Raw genomic sequence first — 20167 nt, forward strand, 5'->3', positions numbered from 1 at the left:
CGGCGGGGCATCGGAGAAGCCGGTGTTCGTGGAAATTTTCGGTGACGCGTCGAAAAGTGAAGTGCCTGCGCCCTAGGCGTGGTTCTGTCGTCTGCCAGAGGGTGGGCAGGCGGCCGGCGCCGTGGTTGCGACGCCGGCCGTGACGATCCGCTCAGTCCCTCCCGTATGCGGTCGTCTCCGTCAACAGCCCGAGCTTCCAGGGGAGTTGGTTGTAGTCCCCGCTCGCGGACGGGTCCATGCCCTGGTACAGGTACCGGAGCCGGCCCGGGTCGATCTCCATGGTCTGGTCGACGCCCGAGCGGATCATCTCGCCGTGGCTGATGTCCTTGGTCCAGGCACCGTCGGGGAAGGTGACGTTGTTGGAGCGGGCGAACGGGTTGTCCTCGCTCGCGGCGAGCGGCGTCCACTTGCCGTCGATGCTGTCGGACGTCCAGGAGCGGAAGTAGCGGCGGCCGTCGCTGCCGATCGCCTCGACGAGCAGCAGGTAGTCGTCGGTGCCCTTGATCTTGTAGACGTTGGCGGCCTCGAACAGGTCGAACTTGGAGTCCTGCAGGGCGATCTGGGTGTTTCCGAAGCCGTTCGGGAAGTCGGCCACGGTCGTCTCCGACCGGTACAGGTGACCGTTGTCGTCGGAGGAGAACAGATAGCACTTGGCGGTGTCGCAGGTGACCCAGAAGTCGAGCCAGAAGCCGTTGCCGATGTTCTCCTTGATGATGTCCGGCATCTCCTCCTGGAAGTTGCGCGGCGCTGACCAGGAATCGGGCTTGGTCGGGTCGTCAGTGGTGGAGAACGAAGGCAGACCGGTCTGGTAGACGAGGTACCACTTCTTCTGCGGGGCGAAGTAGAACACCTGCGGCGCGGCGCGGTAGCCGGGACCGATCGCCGACTGGTCGAGGTAGTAGTGCGGGGCGGAGTCGGCCTCGGACCAGTCCTCGAAACTGGTGTACATCAGGTTCCAGCCGCCGGAGCGGAGCGCCGTGGTCGCATAGACCAGCCACTTTCCGTTGTGGCGGACCACCGTCGGGTCCTTGACGGCGGCGATGTCGTGGGTGGCGTCGGACTTGGCGCTGATCAGCGGTCCACTGGAGGACCACTGGAAGGTGGACGGAATGTGGTTCGCGGTCTCCGAGACGCCGCTGCCCGAGGGGTCGGCGGCCGCCGTGGAGGTGGCTCCGGCCGCGAGCCCGGCGAACGTCAGCGCCATGGCGGCCAGTGCCGCGCGCCAGCGCCTGCCGGTGCGGGTGACCCGCCGCGACCGCGGCGGAGGTCCGGCGGCGGGCGAAGCGCTGTTCAGGAAGACGGACTGGAGTCTGAAACGTCCCTCTGATCGCATTGCGGCTCCTGCATGGATCGTCGAGTTCTAGATCATCAAACGTTCGACATTCCGAACGCCGTTCAAACGAGCGGATGGAAAACGGGCTGGGCGAGTTAGAACGTCACTGCTTCATTCCAGGCTGGACACCGCCGCAACGTACCGACGGCTGCCTGGAAACTTTCGGTGTATTTTCCGATCGTTACGGGCCGGGACTCTAGGTACGGCCCTGATCAGCGTCAAGACATCGCGCACGAAGTGGCGCGAGCCTTCGGCGAGTTGTTTCGCCGAAGGCTCGCAGAACAAGCGGTGAGTGGCACCGCTTCAGGTGCCCGTGTCTTCCCGCGCCATCGGAGGCTCGGCGGGCGTCGCCTGCACAGGACCGAGCAGCACGGCCCGCACTACCTTCGGGGCGAACAGTGCGGTGACCGGTGCCGTGAGCGTCAGTACGGAACGGAAGGCGCGGCCCACCACGGGGTCGCCCGGGTAGCGTTCCTGGACGCGGCGCAGATACCAGCCGACGGGCCGGTCCATGGCCCGGGTGATGACCGCGTCCCCGGTCGCCCTGGGCATCGCCTTGTCCACCCCGGTCGAGATGTCCCAGGCCTGGCGTGAGGGGCCAGGAGCGCCCGCTGCACGCGACGGGTCGTCGGCGCCCGATGCCGGTCCGTCAGCGCGTCGCGCAGGGCGACCGCGCTGATCGCGGCGATGACCACAATGTATAGACGCGCGATCTCCGCGGGGCCGCTTCCCGCTTTCGTCGGCGCATGCGCACGGCCACTGAGCACGGCGCGGGCAGCAATCAGCATCGCCCCGGTCTGACTTAGCAAGTCGGCGGCGAGCCGCATGCCCAGGTCCTGGTGCCTCAAAGACCTCGATGCCTTGCGACAGCAGATATCGGGACAGGGCCGCTCCGTAATTTCCCGAAGACTCCACTCCGGCACGCTGAACGGCACCCAACTGAGAGGTCGTCTCATGTGGTGTGATGTTCGTGTGGCTGAGCCGAAGCACGATAGGTGTCACACAGGCGGGCTTGCTGTCACCGTGGCCCAGTCTGCGTGCGTTGGACTTGACCAGCTGAGCACCGACGCCAACGACGCCGATTGAGGGGGCAGGGGACTGTCGGTGGCTGGTGGCAGGATCACCGGCATGGTCTTTGTACGTACGACTCCGCCGCGGCCTGTAGATGTGACCGCGGTCTTTCCTGAGCTGGCTTCTTTGGCGCGTCCTGCGATTCGGCTGCATCCCCGCCCGGGGGCGCCTTCGGTCAGGGAGAGCTCGGTCGGGGGGCCGTTGCTGTGGCCGGCCGAGGAGCCGTGGCCGCACTGCGAAAGCTCGCACCTGCACCGTGACAGTGGGTTCCGCCAGTCGCCGGCCATAGTGCGGCTTGAGAGACGCATGCAGGCCCGGTGGCACCCTGATTCCGGTGATTTCGAGCTGACGCCCGAGGAGGAGGCGCTCAAGGAACGGAGCACCGCGAGGCTCGCGGAGCGACTCGACGCCAGCCCTCCGTGGCCTGCGGACTGCCCGGTCCCCATGCTGCCCGTGGCTCAGCTGTATCTGCGCGACATACCCCTGTTGCGGCCGCCCGGCCAGGCCGATCTGCTCCAGATTCTCTGGTGCCCCTACGACCACGAACCGGATTACAAGCCGTCGACCGCGCTGTTCTGGCGGTCCGCCGCCGCGGTCGTCGACATCCTCGCCACACCGCCGGAACCGTACGAGGCGAACTATCCGGGCTATGTGCCGGAGCCGTGCGTGCTGGCACCAGAAGCGATCACCGAGTACCCCGACAGCCTCGATCTGAGCTCGGAGATGCGGCTGATGGTGGAGGACCGGAGCAGATGGCAGGCAGCCGGCGTCGGCGTGGACAGCGCCTACGGGGACTATCCGCGGGACTTCTATGACTGCGAGTTGGCTGACGCTCCCGGCTGGAAGGTCGGCGGCTGGCCCCCGTGGGGTCGCACCGACCCGTATCGCCGATACTGCACTGTCTGCGATGTGCAGATGGTCCCGCTGCTGACCATCGCTTCCTTCGAATGGGACGGTGGTGAGGGACGCAGCTGGGCGCCGTGCGAAGACCAGGCCGCCGCCTACGCCGCCCATTACGCTGGCCAAGACCCCTCGCAGCCGACTGCGGTCGAAGTGGGCAGCACCGACAACATGCAGCTCTACGTCTGCCCGACCTCCCCCGAGCATCCGCACACCGACCTGATCCAATGAGCCATCGGGCCCGTCACACACCCTCCGTAGCCGGTGACATGAATGCTGCCGCATGAGGGTGTGTGACAGGCTGCTTGCCTCGCTTGTGCCGACCAGACAGCTTCGACCGATCCCACTCACCACGTCATCCGGCTACGCCGGTGACGATTACTAATCTTTTTCTCAAGCGACTGCTGTGACGGGTGGTGCCGCCCCGTAGCACCGTCCGTCACGGAGCAGTGCCCACAGCACGTTGACTCGGCGTCGGGCGAGCGCGAGCACTGCCTGGGTATCCCGTTTACCCTCAGCGCGTTTGCGGTCGTAAAAGCGGCGCGACTCGTCACAGCAGCGGATGCTGATCAACGCCGAGGTGTAGAAGACGCGTTGGAGTCCTCTGCTGTATCGCTTGGGCCGGTGCAGGTTGCCGCTGATCCGGCCGGAGTCACGTGGGGCCGGGGCCACGCCGGCGAAGCCCGCCAGGCGGTCGGAGGTGCCAAATATGGTCTTGTCTCCGCCTGTGGAGGCGAGGAACTCGGCACCGAGCAGCGGCCCGATGCCGGGCATACTTGTGATCACCTTCGCGTCCCCGTGTTCGCGAAACCGGGCCTCGATGAGCTTGTCGCTGTCGGCGATCTGCCCGTTGAGGCGCATCACCTCCTTCGCCAGGGTGTGCACCAGCTGCGCTGTCGGCTTCTCCCCGAACACGCTGGTCTGCTGGCGCTCAGCAGCCTCCACCGGCTGACGCTACTGCATCACCGCCACCAACACCCGTCACATGTGGGGCATCGCCGGCTCGGGCCACAGCCAGTTCCTGGACGTACGGCACCGCTCGCACGCCGGGGTGGAGGACCGGGTCCGCACCAACAAAGCCATGGGACTGAACAATCTGCCGTCCGCCTCGTGGGAGGTATCAACCGCGGCTGGATGCTCGCCGCGAACCTCGCCGCCGATCTCGACGCCTGGGTCAGACCGCTGGCCCTGCCCGACATCGAGGTGAGCTTCCGCCGAGATGCGGAGTGAGTTGACAGAGGGTCAGATAGGACTCATGAGAGGAACATCGACCATGACTGCCCCCAGGAAGTACTCGTTGGAGTTGCGCGAGCGTGCGGTGCGGATGTACCGGACCTCCGACCCGAAGCCGCAGATCGAGAAGCTCGCCGTCGACCTCGGCGTGCACCCCGAGGCGCCGCGCGGCTGGATCCGCCAGGCCGAGGCGGACGCCGGCGAACGCGACGACCGGCTGACCACCGACGAGCGAGCCGAGCTTGCCGCGCTGCGTAAGGAGAACGCCCAGCTCAAGCGGGCGAACGAGGTGCTGCGGACGGCCTCGGCTTTTTTTCGCGGCGCAGCTCGACCCGACCCGGCCCAGGTGACGGCGCTCGTTGACGAGCACCCCAACCTGGGGGTCGAGTGCGTACTCCGGGAACTGCACATCGCCTCCTCCACCTACTACCGCTGGCGTCGTGCCGAGCGCGAGCCGTGCGAGCGCGTGCGCCGGGACGTGGAACTCACCGAGCAGATCCAGCGGATCCACGCGGAGTCGGGCGGGATCTACGGCTCGCCGCGCGTGCATGCCGTCCTCCGGCGCGAGGGCGTCCGGGTGGGCCGCAAACGGGTCGAGCGCCTGATGCGCGAGGCCGAGATCTCGGGGATCAGCCCGCGGCGGGGCGGCTTCACGCGCCGCGATCCCACGGCCACACTCGCCCCGAACCTGGTCGAGCGGGACTTCACCGCGCCCGCACCGAACCGGCTGTGGGTCACCGACCTGACGATGATTGCGACCGGTGAGAGGCCCTTGTGGCTGTCCGCGATCCGGGACGCGTTCTCACGTCGGGTGGTGGCCTGGGAGACCTCCGCCCGCGCGGACGCCGACCTGGTCCTCACCACGCTCGAATACGCGCTCGCCTCCCGAGAGGTCGAGCCCGGCACACTCGTGCACCACGCCGACCACGGCTGTCAGCTCGGACTCAACCGGTCGTCGCAACACCGGCTTCCTGGGCCGATAGTAGAACGCCGGGTCGTGGCGGCATCAGCGGCGCCCGCCCCAGTTCGTCCGCCACTCGGGCCAGGCGGTCGTGCCACCAAGCCGCCCGTCCTGGGTCCGCGAGCCGAAATTCATCGAGCAACGCCGGATCGGGCGCAGGCGGTGTGCGCGGCACCGGCAGGCAGCCGTCCACGGGCCGGAACGCGTCACCCGCGGGCACGGTGTCGCCGTCGAGCAGACCCACCGTCCCGAGCCCGCAGGCGAAGTCGAGTTCCGGCAGGGCTCCGGCGAGGGCGAGCTGGGCGGCGAGGCCGACGCTGGTCTCCAGCGCGGATGACACAACACAGGGCAGTCCGGCGGCCTCGGCGACCCGCAGGGCGCGGCGCACGCCGCCGAGCGGGGTGCACTTGATCACCGCGATGTCGGCGGCACCGGCGACGGCCACCTTCAGCGGGTCGTCGGCCCGGCGGATGGACTCGTCGGCGGCGATCCGCACCTCGACCCTGCGGCGTACGGTGGCCAGCTCGTCGACAGTACGGCAAGGCTGTTCGACGTACTCCAGTCCGCCGGCGGCGCGGTCAATCCGTCTGATGCGGGTGACGGCAGTGTCGACGTCCCAGCGGCCGTTGGCGTCGACGCGGATGTTCCCGCCGGGTCCGAGGGCCGAGCGGACGGCTTCCACCCGGGCTAGGTCCTCGGCCAGTGAGTCCGGGTGGTCGGCCACCTTGACCTTCGCGGTACGGCATCCGGAGTGCGCGACGATCTCGAAGGCGCACTCCGGGGCAACCGCCGGTACCGTGGCGTTGATCGGGATACGGTCCCGGACCGGTGCGGGCCAGCCGAGAGTGGTCTGCTCGACGGCGGTGCTCAGCCACGATGCCGCTTCATGATCGTCGTACTCCGTGAAGGGACAGAATTCGCCCCATCCGAGAGGGCCGTGCACAAGCATGCCTTCGCGGACAGTGATGCCTCGGAACGGGGTGCGCATCGGAATGGCGTAGACGTGTACGGCGGCGATGCGGGTGGCGTCGTTCATCGGGTTGTGGTGGCCTCTCCTCGGCGCGTGGCGGGGATGTTTCTTCTGGTGCTGCGCCCCGGGCCAGGAGTACCCGGACTGTTGCGCAGGCCGGCGTCCGGCCCTTGTCCGGCCGCGATCCGCTCAGTTACTTCCGTACAACGCGCGACGCGCAATACCTCCGCTATATTCTCCTCGACCCATATTTTCAAGGAATAGATGTTCGGTATCAGGCTCTCGCCGAGCTTGGTGTCTACAGCTCCCAGAACCCTGGTCATCGGATGAAGGCGGCAGGACGGCCAGGACAGCGACCATGGCGCCTACTGCGCCTGTGACGGCCTGGATTGGGCTCGCGAGCGTGGGGCGGAAGTGCGCCGGCAAGACGGCGCTGAGTCCCACGATCGCCAACCAGGATCAGCACGAGTATGGACAGAGACATACGGGTGGGACCTGTACAGCGGGCCCCGCACCCATTAGGACTCCAATTCCGGTGCTCGAGTTGTGGCGTTGAACTGCGGCGTGGATAGTGGGCTTATTCAATTCAACAGGGCGGCAGCGGGAAAGTGCGAAATTCGCCTTGATGGGCGAACGCGTTGGAGGACACGTTCAAGCAGGCCGCCGAGTTGCGCCGGGCGGTCGGTGTGCCTGAGGCGGTGGCGCGGTACGACGGGCTACGGAGACCGGAGGTGGCCGACGAACTGGGGGCCGCCGAGGAAACCACCGACCGGTGGGAGGGCCGCGGGGACCAGGAGCGCCCGCGGGCGGCGACCGCTCAGGCCCGGCCGGTTGCTGGGCCGGAGCTGCACCGGACCGCCTTCATCCAGGTCCGTCGGCCCCTAGGCCGGGTCACGGGACACCCGACTGGGCCGACGCCGACTTCTTCGGTGCGCGCATGCCGCTGCACGGGACCCGGGCCAGAACTGGCCGCCAGGACCGCTGGTGTGGTCGGCAACAGACGGCGTTCCGTGCCGGCCTGGCTCGAACCCGGGGCCTACTGGGCCGTCCCCTCCGCAGGCAGCTCGGCAGTCAGGCGCCTCGGTGGCAAGCTCAACGCCCGCCGCTGCCGCCCGGCGTGTACGTCACCACTCCGTCCTCCGACGTCGTCGGCCATTGGCCTTGGGCCCGTTTCGACGACCACGACGCGCAGGCGGCGAGCACGGAGATCGGCCAGTGTCTGGAGACCAATGAACTCGCAGTCGCAGGTGAACTCGCAGGCCACAGCGCCGCTGAAGTCGCAGTCCAACCCCCAGTCGGCTCAGCAGCCCCTTCCGTCGGCCGCTCAGCCTGAACTGCATCCCGCCGCGCCGGGATCGGTGCCGTCCGTGATCTCGGCGATCGTCGTCGACGAGCTCGTCCGGGGCGGGGTCGAGACGTTCGTCTACTGCCCCGGTTCGAGGAACGGCCCCCTCGGATTCGAACTCACCCGGCTGGCCGACGCGGGTGACATCAGCCTCCACGTGCGGCTGGACGAGCGGTCCGCAGCCTTTCTCGCGCTCGGCATGACGAAGGCGACGGGTGTTCCGGTCGCGGTCGTGACGACCTCCGGTACGGCGGTGGCGAATTTGCTGCCCGCCGTGACGGAGGCCAACTACTCCCGGATCCCCATCGTTCTCGTGACGGCGAACCGCCCGCTCGCCGTCCTCGGCACGGGGGCCTCGCAGACCGTCGAGCAGACCCAGCTGCTCACCTCGCAGGTGCGTCATGTCCAGCACGTACAGGTCGGGGCGGAACTGACTCCGGACACGAACGGCGTCGTACGTTCGCAGATCTGCCACGCCCTGGGCATCGGGTCCGGACGGCTCCAGGGGCGGCCCGGACCCGTGCAGATCGATGTGCCGCTGCCGTCCGGACTCCCGCCCGAGAACCGCAACGTGCCCTTCCCGGCCGGCCGTACGGAAGGGCGGCCGTGGATCCGGACCACGTCCCGGAGCCACGGGCCCGTGACACCGTACGAGATCGATCTCCGGCGCCCGACGGTCGTCGTCGCAGGCGACGGGGCGGACGTCACGGCCGTTCCCGAGACCATACCCTGCGTCGCCGAGCCGACCGTCGACACCGGCGGGCGTACGTCCCTGCATCCCTGGGTGCTGGACCACGTACGGCCGGAACAGGTCGTGGTCTGCGGCCGTCCGACGCTGCACCGGAACGTGGGGCGGCTGCTGGCGCGCACCGACGTCACCGCCGTTCTCGTCGGCGGCGGCGATGACGACTGGATCTATGCCGCTCCGCACATCGACGTGCTCACCGCGCACCCGGAGTTCACCGGTGAGGTGACCGCGTCGTGGACGGAGGAGCTCGCGCGGGTCGACCGGGTCCTGCGGCGTACGTGGTCGGACGTCCTGCGCGACGGCGGCCGCCCGCGCACCGGTCTGGACGTCGCGAGAGCGGTGCTCGACGCACTCGAACCCGGTGATCTGCTCTGGCTCGGGGCATCGAATCCGGTCAGGGACGTGTCGTTGACGGGATCCGTGCCCTCCGGGGTCCAGGTGCTGTCGAACCGCGGTGTCGCCGGCATCGACGGCAACGTCAGCGGGGCCGTGGGGTCCGCACTGGCCGTACCCGACCGCACTGTCGTCGCACTGGTGGGCGATCTCACCTTCGCCTACGACGCGTCCGGTCTGCAGGCCGGCGTTCTGGAGCGAGTGCCGGACAACCTGATCGTCGTCGTCTCGAACGACGCGGGCGGCGGCATCTTCGAGGTACTGGAGCAGGGACACCCCACATACAAGACGGACCCCTACGCCGACACCTTCGAGCGGATCTACGGCACTCCGCAGAACGTCGACTTCGAAGCCCTGTGCCACGCCTACTCGGTCTCCCACCGCACCGTGGACACCGACGAACTCGGCACCGCGCTGTCGGCGGCTCGTCACGCGAAGAGGCCGTGCGTGCTCGAAGTCCCCGTCGCCCGCACGACGTTGCGCAACGTCCACGCGGCGGCACGACAACGTGTCGACGCCGTGCTCGCCCCCACCTTCTCCCCGGCTGGGCGGCTCGTCACGGCGGACGCGGCCGGTGCGCCCGTCCTGGTCGGCCAGTGAACGAGCCAATCAACGGGAGTACGGACATGACCCTTGAGATACCAGCCTCATCAACCGCGGCCTATCCGATCACCGCCGACCCCGTCGGCAACCGCAGCGCCAACCCGGCCGCCAACCCGTTCGATCCCACGTGCTGGCGGAAAGTCGAGGACTTCGACGACCTGCGGGACACGACGTACCACCGCGGTGTCGAACGCGACGCCGACGGCAATGTCGTACGGGACCTTCCGTGGGTGCGGATCGCCTTCGACCGTCCGGAGGTGCGCAACGCGTTCCGCCCCGGGACGGTCGACGAGCTGTACCGCACGTTGGACCACGCCCGGATGTCCTCGGATGTCGGTGCGGTCATCCTGACCGGCAACGGCCCCTCGCGCAAGGACGGCGGCTGGGCGTTCTGCTCGGGAGGCGATCAGCGCGTCCGAGGCCGCGACGGCTACCGCTACGCAGACGGCGACACCGCGGCGGACATCGACCCGGCTCGCGCCGGCCGGCTGCACATCCTGGAGGTGCAGCGCCTGATCCGCACCATGCCCAAGGTCGTCATCGCCGCCGTGTCCGGCTGGGCGGCCGGCGGCGGGCATTCGCTGCACGTCGTCTGCGATCTCACCATCGCCTCCCGCGAGTTCGGCAGGTTCAAGCAGACGGACGCCACGGTGGGCTCATTCGACGCCGGCTACGGGTCCGCGCTGCTGGCCCGACAGGTGGGCCAGAAGTTCGCCCGCGAGATCTTCTTCCTCGCCCGCGAGATCGACGCCGATCGCATGCACGCGATGGGAGCGGTCAACGAGGTCGTCCCCCACGCGGAGCTGGAGCGTACGGCGATCGAGTACTGCCGTGACGTAACGGCCCAGTCCCCGCAGGCGACCCGGATGCTGAAGTTCGCCTTCAACCTCCCCGACGACGGGATCGCCGGGCAGCAGGTCTTCGCCGGGGAGACGACCCGCCTGGCCTATATGACGGACGAGGCCGTCGAAGGACGCGACGCCTTCCTGGAGAAGCGTGCTCCCGACTGGTCCGGCCATCCCTACTACTTCTGAGGGAGGGGCTGTGTCCGGCATCCCCCTGCGGCCCGTCGTACTGCCCGAGGACCCCGCCCGGGCCGTCGACGTCCTCCTGCGCTCGACCGAGGACATGTACGACGGCGGTCACGCGATCGCCCCGGTCACGAGCGCCGCTCAGGCCAGGGACCTCGCCGGGACCGTCCCGGACGGCACCGGAGTGGTGCTGTCGACCTCGGGTTCGACCGGCGTTCCGAAGCGGACGGTCATCCCGCGGAGTGCGCTGCTGGCCTCCTGTTCGGCATCGCTGAACCGGCTCGGCGGCGACGGAAGTTGGCTGCTGTGCCTGCCGGCCGGATTCGTGGCCGGGTTCCAGGTCGTCTCCCGCGCCGTCATCGGCGGGGCGCGCGTGACGCCGCTCGACAGCGGCCGGTTCGACGCCGCCGGCTTCGCGGCGGCCGCCCGCCGCATGGGGTCCGGCCGACGGTACACGGCGCTGGTCCCCACCCAGGTCAAGCGCCTGCTCGCGGACGCCGATGCCAGGGCCGCCCTGGCGGACTTCGACAAGGTCCTGGTCGGCGGGGCACCCCTCGACCACGACACGGCCGCGCGTCTGCGTGAGGTCACGGATGTCGTGGTGACGTACGGCATGACGGAGACCGGCGGCGGATGCGTCTATGACGGACAGCCGCTCGACGGGGTGCGGGTGCGCATCGTGGACGGCATCGTCCATGTCGGCGGTGACACGGTGGCGAGCGGCTATCTCGGTGCGGTCGGCGAGGAATCGGCCAGGTTTTACACCGACGGTGGCCGGCGCTGGTTCCGGACCTCCGACCGAGGCCGCTGGGGCGGCGACGGCCACCTGATCCCACTTGGCCGGGCCGACGACCTCATCAACACCGGTGGGGTCAAGGTCTCCGCAGAAGCCGTGGAGCGGAGCCTGCTCGGCGTCGACTGGGTGGACAGCGCCGTGGTCATGGGGCTTCCCGACCACGAGTGGGGCGAAATCGTCTGCGCCTACGTCGTCCCGCGCGCGGGGACGACCCGGCACACCGAATCGCTCCGGGACCGGATACGCGGGCAGCTGGGTGGAGCGGCGATCTTGAAGAAGATCGTCTTCAGCGACGACGTTCCCCTGCTGCCGAATTCGAAGATCGACCGGTCGGAGGTCCGTGAGCGGCTGAGGGCCGCCGTGGGCAGCGCAGGTGCTCGCGGCAGTGCTCATCGCAGTATGTGCAGCCGTATTCACAGCAGGCAAGGCAGACATGGCAGTTGACGTGTTCTGGCGGTGTCCTTGACACCTCCGCCCGCAACCGGATCGGCATGAGCCCCATGGGACGACACAGAGCGGACGCCGACGGCACGCCCAACGATCTGACGATGCCCGCGCCACCGCCACGGCCGTGGAAGGGCGTTCGACGGCGTCGACGTCCACGCCGGCAACGGCCGTCTCCTGGCGATTGCGGACCCAGGCGTTTCTACGGCGGCAACAGGAAAGGACACACCGACCATGAGCCGTGGACTGACCCGAGCCGGCAGCGGACGCATGCCTGACCACGCGAGGCCACGGACAGGCCGCTCCCGGGGACGCTTGATCGCCGCGCCGGCTCGATTCCTCCTCCACGGCCCCAACGGCTCCGTCGGGCTCGACGGCCCACTGACCACCTTCAGCGGCCTGTCCGAGGCGGAGAACGCCGTACGCGAAGGAACGTACGGAAACCTAGTCGCGGGCGCGGTTCCGTTCGACCAGGAATCCGGGACCTCATCGTTCTACCTGGGACGGCGGGTTACCGGCCGACCGGCCGTCTCGGGGCGGCGGACCCGGCGCAGTCACTTCGTCCCCGACGTCATATTCAATGACACCGAGATCGCCGGTTACATACGCCTGGTCGATCACGTGCTGCCGATGCTCCGGTCGCCGAACAACGTCTTGGAGAAGATCGTCGCGGCACGAGCCGAACGGTTCTTCACCACCGAGCCCGTCGACCCGCTGCAGCTGTACGGGAGCATCGTGGACATGTACCCCCGGGTCCACAGTTATCTCGTAGAGCACCTGGAGACTCCCGGTGTCTACACCATGGGGGCAAGCCCGGAGCTCTTCGTGAAGAAGACCGGCGCCATCGTCACCATGACCCCGTTGGCCGGAACCATCCCGCGGAACCCGTCGCTGCCCACGCCGGAGGACACGGCGCGGGCCCATGCCGAACTGTTCACCGACAAGTACCTGCTCGAGCATCGTCACCTGGTCGAGTTCATGCTGAAGGGCCTGGCACCGTTCTGCACCGTTGTGGACCACCCCCACGAACCCGAGCTGATCGATGTGCCCAGCGTCTGGCACCTGGGAACTCCCATCCGTGGCCGCCTGACCAGCCCCGGGGTACGCGTCGCCGATCTCGTGTCGGCACTGCATCCGTCGCCGGCCGTATGCGGCGTCCCCCAAAGCGCATCGCTCCAACTGATCACAGGGAACGAATCGCCACGTGGCTACTACGGCGGACTCGTCGGCTGGCTCGACAGCAACGGCGACTGCGAGCTCTACATGGCGCTGCGCGGCCTCGACTTCGATGCACGGCACGGCCGCCTGACCCTCCGGGCCGGTGGCGGCATCGTCAAAGGCAGCCGCTTGGGGGTCGAGTTCGCGGAGACCACGGCGAAGCTCGCAACGATGCGTCGAGTGCTGGGTATCACGCCGCTTCTCGAGGCGTCCGCGTCTTCCGGTTCCGGCCGGCCCGTGCGAGAAGTCGCGAACGCGTGACGCTTGAACGTCACTTCCTCCGTGTCCATCGGCCGCATCAATCTCTGCAGCAGCGGCCGCCCGGGGCCGTAGAGGCCAGGAAGTCGGCCCCCCGTGGTACCGCTGGAGGGCCGGATCCGGTGCTGCGCTTGCCGAATACCTCATCCATGCTGCTCAGGCCGCATGCGCGTACTCGTGGAGGATGCCGCCAAGGGGCACCCCCTCGTCACCCACGACACAGTCGACGAGGCCCCTCGCAGTGGTCGACGACCGCGAGTACGGCCTCAGCTGACGTCCGCGTAGGACGTGCCCGTTTTCAGGCTGTCGATCCTGTTGATGATCTCCGTTGAGCCGTCATCGCTGTCGTAGGCGCCCCACTTGGGCTCGTTGGCGCTGTCCCAGGTGCGGGCGGTGTACCGGGGGGTGCCGCCGGACAGGGTTTGCCGGGCGCCGTTGAAGTACAGCTCGACCCAGCCCGACGACTCGGAGCTGGAGGTGTGGATGCCGACGGCGTAGCTGTTCCATTCGCCCGCCGCGATCGTGTGCGACCACAGCAGGGTCCAGCTGCCGGCGCCGGGGGCCACGTAGAAGAGCCGGACGGCGCCGTCCTTGATCGTCATGATCAGCGGGTAGTTCTGGTCCGCGTTCGGATAGGACTTCCACTGCCAGACGACGAAGTCGCCGCTGACGGTCGACGGCTGGCTCTCCCAGCCGAAGTAGTACGTGGAGTCGCTTGAGAAGGAGTAGCGCGACCCGTTGACCGAGATGCCGCGGGACTCGCAGCGGATGGAGCCCGCCGGCTTGGTGTAGCGGAAGATCGTGCCGTGGCCGCTCGTGCTGGTCACCGCCTCGATGCTGCCGGGGTCGGCGCATTCGAGGCTGCCGAAGACGCCGGTTCCGCCTGCGGCGTCGCCGTCCCAGAGCAGGGCGGCGTGTGCGGGATGGGCGGTCAGGGCGAGCCAGGCTGCGGCGAGGGCCGCGGCAGCGCGTGCGCGCATGCGCATGACAATCTCCTACCTGATTCTCTCGTAGTGGTTCCGACGGGGGCGCGAAGCCCTTCCGGACTGTCCTTTCAGTCGAGGCGGACGGTGACCGTCTGCGTCGCTCCCCCGGCGCCGGTCAGATCGCCGAAGGTGAGGCGGAGCGACTGCCCGGTGGATGCCTCGGTCAGGGTCCCCGGCTTGGACAGCACCGCGGACACGCTTCGGTGCCAGGTGAGGGTGACGTCCTTCTGCAGCCGCGTGGGGTCGCTGACGCAGATGACCGCCGTGCCGTCGCGTCGCTCCCGGATCAGGACGGACACCGGTGCGCTCGCCGAGAGGCGCCCGAAGTCGCCCGCGGCCCAGAAGTTGGCGGCCGTCACGCCGAGGGACGGGACGCGGATGCCATGGATCCCGAGCGAGTTCGTCCAGGAGGTCATCCAGCCGTTGAGTCCCGCGGTGCGGCGGGCGGTGGTGGCGGCCGAGGCACCGGGAAGGAGCAGATAGGCGTACGACTCGTCGGCGGGATCGGTGCCGTGCTCGAGGAGCAGGGTGAGGTATCGGCTGCTGAACTGGGTCTTCGAGCCGACCTGGGTGTTGATGTCGTACCAGGCGCCGGTGCGTTCCTCGCGCAGTGCCCTCAGCTCACTGCCCTGGAGGAAGGCGTAGCCGCCGTGGCCGGCGATGTGGGCCCATCGGGCGTCGGGGAACGTCTGCGACCAGCCGAGGTCCGTGGACCGGAGGTGGCCGTCGACGGTCAGGGCATGCGTGCCGGTGGCGCCCAGATGCCTGTTCTCCACGACTGTTTCGACGGCGGCGCCGTCGGCGGCGGTGATGCCGGATCCCAGACAGATGATCTCGTCGTCGAGGAGGAACCAGGACTTGCGGGCCTCCAGGGTGGAGGAGAGCGCCTTGAGGTGCTGCCCGAGCACGGTGTGGGTGCCGTCGCTCGCGCCGCCGACGAAGTCGACGTCCGGCCGCGCGGCGCCCCAGATGCCGCCCTCGCCGTTGGCGAGCGGCTTCGCGGAGGCCGTAGTGCCGGGCAGGCGGTAGGGGTTGACGGTGGGCCAGAAACGGTCCGAGTACTGGTCGTCGGCGAAGTCGCCGCCCCACCAGTAGAGCATCCCGGAGCCGGTGTTCCAGCCGCGCAGGTTCTCGCCGTTGCCGTTCTCGTAGTAGGTGATGCGCCGGGACGCCATGGAGACCGAGGCGACCCATCCCTTGCGGCGGTGGACCGCGCGGTCCATGGCGGGGAAGACCTTCGAGGCGGGCGGTTGGACGGCCGGGGAGACCGTGCCGTCGGCGAGCACCCCATTGAGGAGCGCCAGCTTGGAGACGGACAGGGCGGTGTCGGTGACCGGTGAGCGATAGGTGGCGCGCTGGATCCAGCCCTTGACCAGGGCGCGCCACCGCGTCTCCTCCTCTGTCGTGGCGGCCTGGCCGAGGGCGACGATCGACGCCATGATGGCGTGGCCGCGCAGGTGGTCGTCGTTCTGCCCGGAGGTGGAGCCGGGGGGCAGGCCGCGGGCGATGGCGCGGCCGGAGACGCCGTCCATGCACAGCCCGTTGTGCAGGAACGGGGCGTACGCCGCCTCCACCGCGTCGAAGAAGACCTGCCTGTCCGGGGTGGTGACCTCCCACGACGAGCCGGCGAGGAGCGCCAGGAGTTTACTCAGCCCGTCGAGAAGGACGGCGCCGTAGGAACCGGTGTAGGGGACCCAGGTGTGCTGGATGACGGATCCGTCGGCGTACAGGCCGTCGCCGGAGGTGACGTAGGGGAAGACGGGGGCGATGGCGGTCGAGGCGAGGGCGATCTTCTCCGCGTTGCCCTCCAGCATGCCGCGGACAGCAAGGACCCGGCACAGGTCGATGCGGTTGGCGCCGGTCGATGTGCCGGAGTAGACGGCGACGACCGAGTCGGGCACGAAGTGGTCGACGGCGCGGCACCAGGCGGCGATCTGCTCGGCGGACAGCTGGTCGTACAGCAGGACGGCGGTGTCGAGGAGGGCCTGAGGGCCGCCGATCTGCCAGTTGTACCAGTTGCCGTAGCGCGTTTGGTTCTCGTTGTATATCCGCGCGTACAGGTGGTCGAGGCCGGTGAGGACCTTCTCGGCGAGTGCCGGGTCGCCGGTGACGCCGGTGCCCGGCTGTGCGTACGCCTCGGCCATCGCGTACAGGCGTTGGCAGCTGGTCTGGATGGCGGCGGAGTAGGCGTACGACGCGCTGTCGGTGTCGGGTTCGGGGTCCGCCCAGACGGCGTCCGGCCACAGCGAGCCCTCGTCCGGGGCCATGGCGGCGGCTCGGGCGGCGGCCGTGGCGCCCATGGCCGCGAGCTTGGTGGCGAACGGCTCGGCCGTCGGGCTGAAGCCCTGGCCGAGCAGGATGGTGCGCCAAGTGCTGCGCAGAGCCGCGAAGTCGTCGTCGGCGGCGTACGCGGGAGCGGCGAGGGCGCCCGTCGCCGTGACAGCCGTGGCCGCCGTGGTGACGAGGCCGGTGGCCGCGGCGGCGCCGGAGACGGAGCGGAGGAGGGTGCGGCGGGACAGCGGCGGTGCCATGGTGCCTCCGAGGCAGACGAGAGGGGGGAGTGGTGGCGATCAGGGGAGCCCGGCCGCGCGAGGCGTTTGTACTACGCGCCCGAGCGTTCGATCAATAGATCCACCAAAGAAACAACTACGCACCAAGAAGAAACACAACGACCCGCAGGTGTGAGCTGACTTGTTCAGTCGATCTCATGCGTGCAGGTTCGATCAGCAGGGCGCTATAGTTGCCACTGCCTGAATGACAGACGAGGGGAGCCCGAACGTGCACGCCGAAGAGAGGTATCAGGAAATTCTCCGCAGGCTGCGCGAGCGGGGATCGATCCGGGTCAGCGACGTTGCCGCGGAGCTGAACGTCTCGCCGATCACCGTCCGCCGCGACGTGGGCGTGCTGGCGGACCGGGGCCTGGTGGCGCGGGTGCACGGCGGGGCCACGCTGCCGCCGGCGCAGCAGGCCGACGAAGAGGCAGGGGCAGCACCGCAGTCGGTGCACGCCGCGCCCGGCGCGCGCGAGGCGGTCTTCGGCCTGGTCGTCCCGGCCGCCGACTACTACTACCCCGAGGTGATCAAAGGGGCGAGCGAGGCGGCCGCCGCTCGCGGCGTACGTCTGGTGCTGGGCATCTCCCAGTACAGCGCCGACGAGGAACAGGCACAGGTCGAGCGGATGCTGGCGGACGGGATCGACGGTCTGCTGATCACGCCGTGCGACCCCGCCGCGGCTCGCGAGCGGCTGCAGAGCCTGGCGATACCGCACGTGCTGGTGGAGCGCCGCCCGGACGACGACACGGCCGGGACCGAGTGGGTGGTCAGCGACCACGCCTACGGTGCCAGGATCGCCGTACGCCACCTGTCCGAGGCGGGGCGCGGCCGGATCGGCCTGCTACTGCGGGACGACAGCCCCCACGGCGCACACGTTCTGGCGGGTTACCGCGAAGGTCTCGCGGCGGTCGGACATAAGACCGGTGAGAAGGCGGCCGGCCGCAAGACCGGTGAGGAGACGGTCTTCCGTCTGCCGCCGCCGGGCGGGAACACCGCCGAACGGGAGCGCCGACTCGGCGAGTTCACCGCCGCCGTCGCCGACCGGCGGCTCGACGCGGTGCTCATCCACAACGACCACGACGCGATCGTGGTGCTGCGGCGGCTGCGGGCCCAGGGCGTAGACGTCCCCCGCGACCTGGCGATCGTGGCGTACGACGACGAGGTCGCGGCCCTCGCCGACATCCCGCTGACCGCGGTCGCGCCCCCCAAGCACGCGGTGGGCGCCGCGGCCGTGGACCTGCTGGCGCAGCGGCTCGCGGATCCGTCCCATCCCCGGCGGCGTCTCGCGCTCCTGCCGGACCTGCGCGTCCGCACCTCCAGTACCCAGAGCACGCCCGTCAGCTGACCGGCACAACCACGCGCGCTGCCACGCCGGTTGCCGCACCCATCGGAGAACCCTCATGTTCGAGATCTCGCCCGAGGGGTTCTCCCTCGGGGGCCGTCCGCTGCGCCTGCTCTCGGGCGCCCTGCACTACTTCCGGGTGCTGCCCGAGCAGTGGCCGCACCGGCTGCGGATGCTGCGGGCCATGGGCCTGAACACCGTGGAGACGTACGTGCCGTGGAACCTGCACGAGCCGCGGCCCGGGGAGTACGACTTCACCGGCATCGCCGACCTGGACCGGTTCCTGCACGCGACGCGCGAAGCCGGGCTGTACGCGATCGTGCGGCCCTCGCCGTACATCTGTGCCGAGTGGGAGAACGGCGGGCTGCCCTGGTGGCTGCTCGCCGACCCGGACGTCCGCGCGCTGCGCTGCCGGGACGAGGGCTACCTGGCGCGTGTCGAGCGCTGGTACGACCGCCTGGTGCCGATCGTCGCCGCGCACCAGGCCACCCGCGGCGGCAACGTGCTGATGGTGCAGGTCGAGAACGAGTACGGCTCCTACGGCACCGACACCGGCTATCTGGAGCACCTGGCCGACGGGCTGCGCTCGCGCGGCATCGACGTGCCGCTGTTCACCTCCGACGGGCCCGACGACTTCTTCCTCACCGGCGGCACGGCGCCGGGCTGCCTGGCGACCGTGAACTTCGGCGGCCGTCCCGGCGAGGCGTTCGCCGGCCTTGCCCGGGTGCGGCCGGACGATCCGGCGATGTGCATGGAGTTCTGGTGCGGATGGTTCGACCACTGGGGCGCCGAACACGTCGTACGCGATCCCCGGGACGCCGCGGCGGCGCTGGCGGAGATCCTGCGGGCCGGGGCGTCGGTGAACGTCTACATGGCGCACGGCGGGACGAACTTCTCGACCTGGGCGGGCGCCAACACGAAGGATCCGGCGACCGGCGCGCACTACCTGCCCACGGTCACCTCGTACGACTACGACGCGCCGATCGACGAGCGGGGCGGTGCCACGGAGAAGTTCTGGGCGTTCCGGGAGGTGCTCGAGGAGTACGCGCAGGCACCGCTGCCCGAACCGGAGCCGCCCGCGCCCCTGCTGCCGCCCGCCCGGATCGAACTCACCGAAGCGCTGCGGCTGTTCGACGTCCTGGATGCGGTGGCAGGTGAGGAGGTGCGGGCCCCGGTGCCGCCGTCCTTCGAGGAGCTGGGCCTCGCCCACGGGCTGGTGCTCTACACCGGGGGCATCCCCGGACCCCGGCAGCCGTATCCGCTGTCGGTCCACGGGCTCGCCGACCGGGCGCACGTGTACGTGGACGGCGTGCATTCCGGGGTCCTGGAGCGGGACGCCGCCGAGGAGCTGCGCGATGTGGCGGTGCCGGGTCCGGCGGTTGGGTTGGAGCTGCTGGTCGAGTCGATGGGCAGGGTCAATTACGGGGCCGGGCTCGGCGACCGCAAGGGTGTCCGGCGCGTGCTGCACACGCAGCAGATGCTGCACGGGTGGCGGGCACGGCCGGTGGAGCTGGGGCACGGCACACCGGAGCGGCTGCCCTGGGACGGCGGTGTGCCGCGCGGGTTCGAGCAGGCGGGCCGGGGGCCGGTCTTCCTGCGCGGCACGCTTGAGGTGGACCGGCCCGCCGACGGCTGGTTGGCGCTGCCCGGCGGCGGCAAGGGCTACATCTGGGTGAACGGCTTCTGCCTGGGCCGCTACTGGCAGTCCCGCGGGCCGCAGCGGACGCTGTACCTGCCCTGGCCGCTGCTCCGGGCCGGCCGCAACGAGGTCGTGGTGCTCGAGGTGGACGCCGATCTGGGCACGCTGCCGACGGCCGTCGAGACGTGCGATGCACCGGAGTTGGGGTGACCGCTCCGGGGTTCGCTGCCCGGATTCCGGCACGAGCGCTGGTCCGCGTGCCCGCACGAGCGATATCCGATCACATCCTGATCATTTTCTGATTGTTTGATTGTTTTCCCTTGACTCCGATCAGGTCTGTGCGA

Annotated in this window: 10 protein-coding genes and 4 pseudogenes; 8 read left to right on the forward strand and 6 right to left on the reverse strand. The window is 69.4% G+C overall.

Going from position 1 to position 20167, the window contains the following annotated elements; translation table 11 throughout:
* Positions 1-151 precede the first annotated feature (151 nt).
* Positions 152-1225 (reverse strand): annotated as a pseudogene (locus tag H1D24_RS35010) (glycoside hydrolase family 62 protein); the annotation flags it as partial.
* Between the two features lie 411 nt (positions 1226-1636).
* A pseudogene (locus H1D24_RS35015) lies at positions 1637-2022 on the reverse strand (monooxygenase); the annotation flags it as partial.
* 439 nt (positions 2023-2461) lie between these two features.
* Between H1D24_RS35015 and H1D24_RS35020 the strand changes: the two are divergent.
* A complete protein-coding gene (locus H1D24_RS35020; RefSeq protein ID WP_181661765.1) occupies positions 2462-3535 on the forward strand; it encodes a hypothetical protein in 1074 nt (357 codons plus the stop codon).
* Positions 3536-3697: 162 nt separating this feature from the next.
* Here the strand turns inward: H1D24_RS35020 and H1D24_RS35025 are convergent.
* Positions 3698-4249, reverse strand: a pseudogene (locus tag H1D24_RS35025) (transposase); the annotation flags it as partial.
* A gap of 328 nt (positions 4250-4577) precedes the next feature.
* Between H1D24_RS35025 and H1D24_RS35035 the strand changes: the two are divergent.
* Positions 4578-5465 (forward strand): annotated as a pseudogene (locus tag H1D24_RS35035) (IS3 family transposase); the annotation flags it as partial.
* 16 nt (positions 5466-5481) lie between these two features.
* On the opposite strand, the gene H1D24_RS35040 reads toward H1D24_RS35035, so the two are convergent.
* Positions 5482-6534, reverse strand: coding sequence for an o-succinylbenzoate synthase (locus H1D24_RS35040; protein ID WP_181661766.1), 1053 nt, complete (start codon positions 6532-6534; stop codon positions 5482-5484).
* Between the two features lie 1163 nt (positions 6535-7697).
* Between H1D24_RS35040 and menD the strand changes: the two genes are divergently transcribed.
* The 4 genes from menD to H1D24_RS35060 all read left to right on the forward strand — a co-directional run bounded on the left by menD (position 7698) and on the right by H1D24_RS35060 (position 13307).
* Positions 7698-9554, forward strand: coding sequence for a 2-succinyl-5-enolpyruvyl-6-hydroxy-3-cyclohexene-1-carboxylic-acid synthase (gene menD / locus H1D24_RS35045; protein ID WP_181661767.1), 1857 nt, complete (start codon positions 7698-7700; stop codon positions 9552-9554).
* 26 nt (positions 9555-9580) lie between these two features.
* On the forward strand, positions 9581-10591 hold the full coding sequence (locus H1D24_RS35050; RefSeq protein WP_181661768.1) for a 1,4-dihydroxy-2-naphthoyl-CoA synthase: 1011 nt from the start codon (positions 9581-9583) through the stop codon (positions 10589-10591).
* A 10-nt stretch (positions 10592-10601) separates the two neighbouring features.
* A complete protein-coding gene (locus H1D24_RS35055) occupies positions 10602-11828 on the forward strand; it encodes an AMP-binding protein (RefSeq protein ID WP_181661769.1) in 1227 nt (408 codons plus the stop codon).
* A gap of 315 nt (positions 11829-12143) precedes the next feature.
* The gene (locus H1D24_RS35060) at positions 12144-13307 is read left to right on the forward strand and encodes an isochorismate synthase (protein ID WP_181661770.1); all 1164 of its coding nucleotides are present in this window, start codon (positions 12144-12146) and stop codon (positions 13305-13307) included.
* 263 nt (positions 13308-13570) lie between these two features.
* Here H1D24_RS35060 and H1D24_RS35065 read toward each other — a convergent pair whose 3' ends face one another.
* Both H1D24_RS35065 and H1D24_RS35070 read right to left on the reverse strand, forming a co-directional pair.
* Positions 13571-14290 carry a heparin lyase I family protein gene (locus H1D24_RS35065; protein WP_181661771.1) on the reverse strand — a complete coding sequence of 240 codons (720 nt, stop codon included), beginning with the start codon at positions 14288-14290 and terminating at the stop codon, positions 13571-13573.
* Positions 14291-14358: 68 nt separating this feature from the next.
* Entirely contained in the window at positions 14359-16821 is a 2463-nt protein-coding gene (locus H1D24_RS35070; RefSeq protein WP_181661772.1) for a polysaccharide lyase 8 family protein, read from the reverse strand.
* Between the two features lie 223 nt (positions 16822-17044).
* Between H1D24_RS35070 and H1D24_RS35075 the strand changes: the two genes are divergently transcribed.
* Both H1D24_RS35075 and H1D24_RS35080 read left to right on the forward strand, forming a co-directional pair.
* Positions 17045-18187, forward strand: a complete 1143-nt coding sequence (locus H1D24_RS35075; protein ID WP_181661773.1) for a substrate-binding domain-containing protein — start codon at positions 17045-17047, stop codon at positions 18185-18187.
* Positions 18188-18242: 55 nt separating this feature from the next.
* Positions 18243-20033: a glycoside hydrolase family 35 protein gene (locus tag H1D24_RS35080; RefSeq protein WP_181661774.1), complete on the forward strand. Its 1791-nt coding sequence runs from the start codon at positions 18243-18245 to the stop codon at positions 20031-20033.
* Positions 20034-20167 lie beyond the last annotated feature (134 nt).

It is taken from the genome of Streptomyces himalayensis subsp. himalayensis (genome assembly GCF_013778455.1).
GTDB lineage: Bacteria > Actinomycetota > Actinomycetes > Streptomycetales > Streptomycetaceae > Streptomyces > Streptomyces himalayensis.